Origin of the sequence: Tepidimonas fonticaldi (assembly GCF_001675355.1) — a bacterium.
GTDB lineage: Bacteria > Pseudomonadota > Gammaproteobacteria > Burkholderiales > Burkholderiaceae_C > Tepidimonas > Tepidimonas fonticaldi.
On the sequence record NZ_LZDH01000014.1, the window covers coordinates 22354 to 29656 of the forward strand.

Annotated in this window: 6 protein-coding genes and 1 pseudogene; 5 read left to right on the forward strand and 2 right to left on the reverse strand. The window is 70.0% G+C overall.

The features are described 5' to 3' along the window. Positions 1-65 precede the first annotated feature (65 nt). Positions 66-1190, forward strand: coding sequence for an MBL fold metallo-hydrolase (locus A9O67_RS02755; protein WP_068607154.1), 1125 nt, complete (start codon positions 66-68; stop codon positions 1188-1190). Positions 1191-1229: 39 nt separating this feature from the next. Continuing rightward, positions 1230-2066, forward strand: a complete 837-nt coding sequence (locus A9O67_RS02760) for a type III pantothenate kinase (protein WP_068607156.1) — start codon at positions 1230-1232, stop codon at positions 2064-2066. Positions 2067-2084: 18 nt separating this feature from the next. Here the strand turns inward: A9O67_RS02760 and A9O67_RS02765 are convergent, their stop codons facing one another. Continuing rightward, on the reverse strand, positions 2085-3296 hold the full coding sequence (locus A9O67_RS02765) for a M20 aminoacylase family protein (protein WP_068607158.1): 1212 nt from the start codon (positions 3294-3296) through the stop codon (positions 2085-2087). Between the two features lie 63 nt (positions 3297-3359). On the opposite strand from A9O67_RS02765, the gene A9O67_RS02770 reads away from it, so the two are divergent. Then, positions 3360-5465: a molybdopterin-containing oxidoreductase family protein gene (locus tag A9O67_RS02770; RefSeq protein WP_068607159.1), complete on the forward strand. Its 2106-nt coding sequence runs from the start codon at positions 3360-3362 to the stop codon at positions 5463-5465. A gap of 13 nt (positions 5466-5478) precedes the next feature. Here the strand turns inward: A9O67_RS02770 and A9O67_RS02775 are convergent, their stop codons facing one another. Continuing rightward, positions 5479-5733 (reverse strand): acyl-CoA-binding protein, encoded by a 255-nt coding sequence (locus tag A9O67_RS02775; protein ID WP_068607161.1) that lies wholly within the window; start codon positions 5731-5733, stop codon positions 5479-5481. A 150-nt stretch (positions 5734-5883) separates the two neighbouring features. Here A9O67_RS02775 and rfbB point away from each other — a divergent pair, with 150 nt between their 5' ends. Then, positions 5884-6948: a dTDP-glucose 4,6-dehydratase gene (gene rfbB / locus A9O67_RS02780; protein ID WP_068607163.1), complete on the forward strand. Its 1065-nt coding sequence runs from the start codon at positions 5884-5886 to the stop codon at positions 6946-6948. 196 nt (positions 6949-7144) lie between these two features. Continuing rightward, a pseudogene (locus tag A9O67_RS13360) lies at positions 7145-7303 on the forward strand (IS5/IS1182 family transposase); the annotation flags it as partial.

A 7303-nucleotide genomic window follows, 5' to 3' on the forward strand; every position in this document is an offset into this window, starting at 1 on the left:
CGCCGGGGCGTGTTTGTGGGGCTCGTGGATCGCGTCTGCGGGCGCGAGCCGCTACCATCGGCGCCATGCATCCGATCCAGCGCTTCGATCCCGATTCCTGCACCTACACCTACGTCCTGTTCGACGCCGACACGCGCGAGGCGGTCATCATCGACCCGGTGGACGAGCAGCTCGAGCGCGACCTGCAGGTGCTGCGCGAATACGGCCTGCGGCTCGTCTGGGTGGTGGAGACGCACGCGCACGCCGACCACATCACCAGCGCGCTCAAGCTCGCGGAGCACACCGGCGCCCACACCGCGGCACCGGCGGCCTGCGGCATCACCACCGTGCACCGCGCGCTGCACGACGGCGACGAACTCGCCTTCGGCGCGCAGCGGCTGCGTGCGCTGGCCACCCCCGGCCACACCGCCGGCAGCATGAGCTACGTCTGGCAGGTGGATGGCCAGACGCACGTCTTCACCGGCGACACGCTGCTGATCGGCGGCTGCGGCCGCACCGACTTCCAGTCCGGCAGCGCCGAGGCGCTCTACCGCAGCATCACCGAGCGCCTGTTCACGCTGCCGGACGAGGCCATCGTCTGGCCCGGGCACGACTACCACGGCCGCACCCACTCCACCATCGGGCACGAGAAGGCGCACAACCCGCGCCTGGCCGGCAAGTCGCTGGCGGAGTTCGTGGCCATCATGGAGCACCTGGGCCTGCCGCGGCCGCGCCGCATGGACGAGGCGGTGCCGGCCAACCTGCGCGGTGGCATCCGCCACGACGCGGACGGCGCCGAGCGCGAGGTGCCGCGCCCGGCGCAGGGTTACGCTGGCGACGTGGCGCCGGAGCTGGCCTGGCGCTGGGTGCAGGAAGGCCGCGCCGTGCTGGTGGACGTGCGCACCGACGCCGAGCGCGAGTGGGTCGGCTACGTGCCCGGCGCGCAGGCGCTGGCGTGGAAGCAGTGGCCGGGCATGCAGCCCAATCCCGCCTTCGACGATGGCGTGCGCCAGCTGGCCGCCGAAGGCAAGCCGCTGCTGATGCTGTGCCGCAGCGGGGCGCGCTCCATCGCCGCGGCGCGCCGCGCCACCGAGCTGGGGGCCACGGCCTACAACGTGCTGGAAGGCTTCGAGGGCGATCCCGACGAGCGCGGCCAGCGCGGGCACCTCGGGGGCTGGCGCCACCGGGGGCTGCCCTGGCGGCAAAACTGAGCCCGGCTCGGCCACCAGCCACGCCGTTATGATGTTTTGATGACTGCGCCGGACACCGCCGCCACCGAATCGACCGCGCTGCTTGCGCTGGACGTGGGCAACACCCGCCTCAAATGGGCGCTGTACGAGGCGCCGGCCCCCGGGGCGCGGCTGCTCGCGCACGGGGTGCAGTTTCTGGAAAACATCGAAACCCTGGCCGAGGGCGACTGGCGCCCGCTGCGCGCGCCGCGCTGGGTGCTGGGCAGCATCGTCGCCGGCGCCGGGGTGCGCCACCGGGTGGAGGAGCAGCTCGAACTGTGGGATGCGCCGGTGCAATGGGTGGTGCCGGGCAATGCCGAGGCCGGGCTGATCAACGGCTACGACCACCCGGCCCGGCTGGGCCCCGATCGCTGGGTGGCCATGATCGGGGCGCGCCAGCGGCTGCTGGCCCGCGGCGAGCCGCGGCCCTGCGTGGTCGTGATGGTCGGCACGGCCGTCACGGTCGAGGCGATCGATGCCGAGGGGCGCTTCCTGGGCGGCATCATCCTGCCGGGCCACGGCATCATGCTGCGGGCGCTGGAGTCCGGCACGGCCGGCCTGCACGTGCCCACCGGCGAGGTGCGGGCCTTTCCCACCAACACCAGCGATGCGCTTACCAGCGGCGGCACCTTTGCCATTGCCGGGGCGGTGCAACGCATGGTGGATAACCTGCGCGCCCACACGGGCCACGAGCCGGTCTGCCTGATGACCGGCGGTGCCGGCTGGAAGATGGCGCCGCACATGACGGTGCCCTTCGAGCTGGTCGAGGGGCTGATCTTCGACGGCCTGCTGGCCATCGCGCGCAACCGCTTCGGGGCGGCCAGCCCGGCGTGGGCGACCGCCGATGTGCGGCCGTGACCGGCCACACCCGCGGCGTCAGGCGGTCCGCGCCAGCCAGCGGGTTGCCAGCGTCACCCAGTAGGTGGCGCCCAGCGGGATCAGCTCGTCGTTGAAGTCGTAGCGCGGGTTGTGCAGGGTGCAGGGGCCGGCGTCGTGGCCCGGGCCATAGGTGCCGCGGTGGGCGCCATCCCCGTTGCCGATGAAGACATACGCCCCCGGCTTGGCCTGCAGCATGTAGGCAAAGTCCTCCGCCCCCAGCGTCGGCTCCTGGGCCACCACGCCGTCCGGGCCGACGATGTCGCGCATCACGTCGGCCGCAAAGGCCGCTTCGGCCGCGCTGTTGACGGTGGGCGGATAGTTGCGCCGGAAACGGAAGTCCGCGCGGGCGCCAAACGCTGCGCACAGCTGCTCGGACAACTCGCGCATGCGCCGCTCGATCAGATCCAGCGCCTCCACCGTGAAGGTGCGCACGGTACCCTGGATTTCGCAACGGTCGGGGATGACATTGGTCGCCTCGCCCGCGTGGATCATGGTGACCGAGATCACACCCGGCTCCACCGGCCGCAGGTTGCGCGTCAGGATGGTCTGAAAGGCCTGCACCAGTTGGCAGGCGATGGGCACGGGGTCCACCGTGTTGTGGGGCAGGGCGGCATGCCCTCCCTTGCCGTGGAGGGTGATGGCGAACTCGTTGCTCGAGGCCATCACCGGCCCGGGGCTGACCGCAAAGCGCCCCACGGGCAGCCCCGGCCAGTTGTGCATGCCAAACACCGCCTGCATGGGAAAGCGCTCGAACAGCCCGTCGGCGATCATCTCGCGCGCGCCGCCGCCGCCTTCTTCCGCCGGCTGGAAGATCAGATACACCGTGCCGTCAAAGTCGCGGTGCCGCGCCAGGTGTTGCGCGGCGGCCAGCAGCATGGCCGTGTGGCCGTCGTGTCCGCAGGCGTGCATGCGTCCGGGATGCCGGCTGGCGTGGTCGAAGGTGTTGAGCTCCGTCATCGGCAGCGCGTCCATGTCGGCGCGCAGCCCCACGGCCCGTCCGCAGGCGCCACCGTCGCGCCCGTGCACGATGCCCACCACGCCAGTCGTGCCCAGCCCGCGGTGGATGGGGATGCCCCACTCCGTCAGCAGCGCCGCGACCCGGTCGGCGGTGCGCACCTCTTGAAAGCACAGCTCGGGGTGGGCGTGCAGGTCGCGGCGGATGGCCGCAATCGCTGCGGCCTGTTCGACGATGGGCTCGATCAGCTTCATGGGGGCATCCTAGCGCGATTTGCGCCGCCGTGGGCGCCGGCGTGGGTCGCGTACCATGCGGCCATGTCTGCCATTGCCGCTTCCCCCGCCATCCCAGGCGCCGAACCCACCGCCGAACACGTCGTTTACGGCGCCTGCCCGCACGACTGCCCGGACACCTGCGCCTTCGTGACCACCGTGCGCGACGGCCGCGCCGTGCGGTTGCAGGGCAATCCCGACCACGCGCAAACGGGCGGCGTGCTGTGCACCAAGGTCAGCCGCTATCTGGAGCGGGTGTATCACCCGGAGCGGCTGCTGCAACCCCTGCGCCGCGTCGGGCCCAAGGGGAGCGGCCGGTTCGAGCCCGTCACGTGGGAGGCCGCCCTCGACGACATCGCCGCGCGGCTGCGCGCGCTGGCCGCGCGCGATCCGCAGGCCATCCTGCCCTACAGCTACGCCGGCACCATGGGGCTGGTGCAGGGCGAGGGCATGGCCGCGCGCTTTTTTCACCAGCTGGGCGCGTCGCTGCTGGACCGCACCATCTGCGCCTCGGCGGGGGCGGCCGGGCTGGAGGCCACCCTGGGTGGCAAGGTCGGCATGCGCGTCGAGCACTTTGCCGAGAGCCGGCTGATCCTGATCTGGGGCAGCAACAGCGTCGGCAGCAACCTGCACTTCTGGCGCTATGCGCAGCAGGCCAAGCGCGCCGGTGCGCGGCTGGTGTGCATCGACCCGCGCCGCACCGAGACGGCCGAGAAATGCCACGAGCACCTTGCGCTGCGGCCCGGTACCGATGCGGCCCTGGCCTACGCCCTGATGCAGCAGTGCATCGTCCACGACTGGGTGGACCATGACTATGTGCAGCGCCACACCCTGGGCTGGGAGGCGCTGCGCGCACGCGCCTTGGAGTGGCCGCCGCAGCGCGCGGCCGCCGTCTGCGGGGTGCCGGTGGAACAGATCGTGGCCCTGGCGCGCGACATCGGCACCTGCGTGCAGCGGCGCGAGCCGGTGGCCATCCGCCTCAACTACGGCATGCAGCGCGTGCGCGGGGGCGGCAACGCGGTGCGGGCGGTGGCGTGTCTGCCCGCGGTCATCGGCGCCTGGCGCCACCGGGCGGGCGGCTTGCTGCTGTCCAGCTCCGGCAGCTACCCGGTGCGGCGCGAGGCGCTCTTTCGCCCCGACCTGCTGCAGCGCAGCCCCTGCCCGCAGCCGCGCGTCATCAACATGAGCACCATCGGTGACGACCTGCTGCGCCCAGCGTCGCCGGACTTTGGCCCGGCCATCGAGGCCCTCATCGTCTACAACAGCAACCCCGTGGCGGTCGCGCCCGAATCCGCCAAGGTGGTGCGCGGCTTCGCGCGCGAGGACCTGTTTACCGTGGTGCTGGAGCAGTTTTGTACCGACACGGCGGACTACGCCGACTATGTGCTGCCCGCCACCACGCAGCTGGAGCATTGGGACATCCACCTGAGCTACGGCCACACGGACGTGTTGCTCAATCGCCCCGCCATCGCGCCGCTGGGGCAGGCGCGGCCCAACACCTGGGTGTTCCGCGAGCTGGCGCGGCGCCTGGGCTTCGACGACCCCTGTTTTGCCGACGATGACGAGGCGCTGTGCCGCCAAGCCTTCGGGGAGGCCGTGGATTTCGACCTCCTGCTCGCCCGTGGCCATGTCACCCTGGCGCTGCCCGAAGCCCCGTTTGCCGAGGGCGGCTTTCCCACCCCGTCCGGCAAATGCGAGCTGGCCAGTCCCCGGCTGGCGGCTCAGGGGCTGGATCCACTGCCCGCCGTGCTGCCCAACCACGAGGCGCCGGGCACCGATCCGCGCCATCCGCTGGCCATGATCTCACCGCCGGCGCGGCATTTTCTCAATTCCACCTTCGTCAACGTCGTGTCGCTGCGCGACGCCGAGGGCGAGCCGCTGCTGGAGATGCACCCGGAGGATGCCGCTGCGCGCGGCATCGCCGATGGCGATTGGGTGGAGGTGTTCAACGACCGGGGTCGGCACCGCACGCGCGCGCGGCTCAATGGCCGGGCCCGCCGCGGCGTGGTGGTGGGGCTGGGCATCTGGTGGCGCAAAATGGGGGCGGACGGCACCAACGTCAACGAACTGACCAGCCAGGCCCTGACCGACCTGGGCCGCGCGCCCACCTTCTACGACTGTCTGGTGCAGGTGCGCCGGGTGCCGGCATGACCGCCGGCGCGGATCACTCCAGGCTGTCCACCAGATCCGCGTAGCGCTGCATCGCCTCGTCGCGGCTCAGGCCCTTGATTTTGTTCCACGCATCCCACTTGGCGCGGGCCACCAAGTCGGTCAGGCTGGGCTTGGCGGTGGTGTTGTCCCCCTCGGTGGCCTGCTTGTACAGCGCGTAGAGCTGCAGCAGGGTGGCGTTGTCGGGGCGCTGGGTCAGGGTCTTGACGCGCTCCAGGGCGGACTCGAAGGCGGTTTGGGCGGTGCTCATGGCTGCATCATACGAACGTTCGTTCTTTTTTGCAATCCGCCCCAGCCGGCGCTGCGCGGCGCCGTCCCTGGCTCCGGGTGGCGCCATGCCACAATCGCGACCGCGGCGCGGGCTCTCGCCGCATTCGACCCCGCAGAGGATGGCGCGCACATGACCCTTCTTGTCACCGGCGGTGCCGGTTTCATCGGCAGCAACTTCGTGCTCGACTGGCTGGCGCAGTCGGACGAGCCGATCGTCAATCTGGACAAGCTCACCTACGCCGGTAACCGCGAGAACCTGGCCAGCCTGCAGGGCGACCCTCGCCACCACTTCGTGCAGGGCGACATCGGCGACCGGGCCCTGGTCGATCGGCTGCTGGCGCAGCACCGTCCGCGCGCGGTGCTCCACTTTGCGGCCGAAAGCCATGTGGACCGCTCCATCCATGGGCCGGAAGACTTCATCCAGACCAACGTCGTGGGCAGCTTTCGCCTGCTGGAGGCGGTGCGCGCTTATTGGAGTGCCCTGCCGGATGCCGAGCGCGCGGCGTTTCGTTTTCTGCACGTCAGCACCGACGAGGTCTACGGCACCTTGGGGCCCAACGATCCCCCGTTTGCCGAGACCAACCGCTACGAACCCAACAGCCCCTACAGCGCTAGCAAGGCCGCCAGCGACCACCTGGTGCGCGCCTGGCACCACACCTACGGCCTGCCGGTGCTTACCACCAACTGCTCCAACAACTACGGGCCGTACCACTTTCCGGAAAAACTCATCCCGCTGATGATCGTCAACGCCCTGGCCGGCAAACCCTTGCCGGTGTACGGCGACGGCCAGCAGGTGCGCGACTGGCTGTATGTGCGCGACCACTGCAGCGCCATCCGCCGCGTGCTGGAGGCCGGCCAGCCCGGCCAGACCTACAACATCGGCGGCTGGAACGAAAAGCCCAATCTGGAGATCGTGCACACCATCTGCGCGCTGCTCGACGAGCTGCGCCCCCGGGTCGACGGCCGCTCCTACCGCGAGCAGATCACCCATGTGCCCGACCGTCCGGGCCACGACCGGCGCTACGCCATCGACGCCCGCAAGATCGAGCGCGAGCTGGGCTGGAAGCCGGCCGAAACCTTCGAGACCGGCATCCGCAAAACCGTGCAGTGGTACCTGGACCACCCCGACTGGGTGCAGCGCGTGCAAAGCGGGGCGTATCGGGAGTGGGTGCAGAAGCAGTATGGGGTGATTTAATCTGAGGTGAGGTTACTGTGAATAAAGCGCTATTTGATTTGTTGTTGCCTGCGAGACTAACGGAGGTTGTTGATGTTGGTGCAAATCCGATTGACGGAGATCCGCCATACAAAAGTATGTTGGAAATGGGTCTTTGTCGGCTAAGGAAGGTCTGCAAAACCTTCCTGCCAGACTGCCGGGATGGGACAATAGCGACATGAAGCAGATGAGTCTGGAGGCGCCGATGTATACGGGCTTTGAGCTGCGCGCCAAGCGCACCCGCAAGCGTGCGTTTTTGGAGCAGATGGACCGTGTGGTGCCGTGGGCAGAGTTGGTCGCACTCATCGAGCCGTATGCGCCGAAGGCGGGTCCCAAG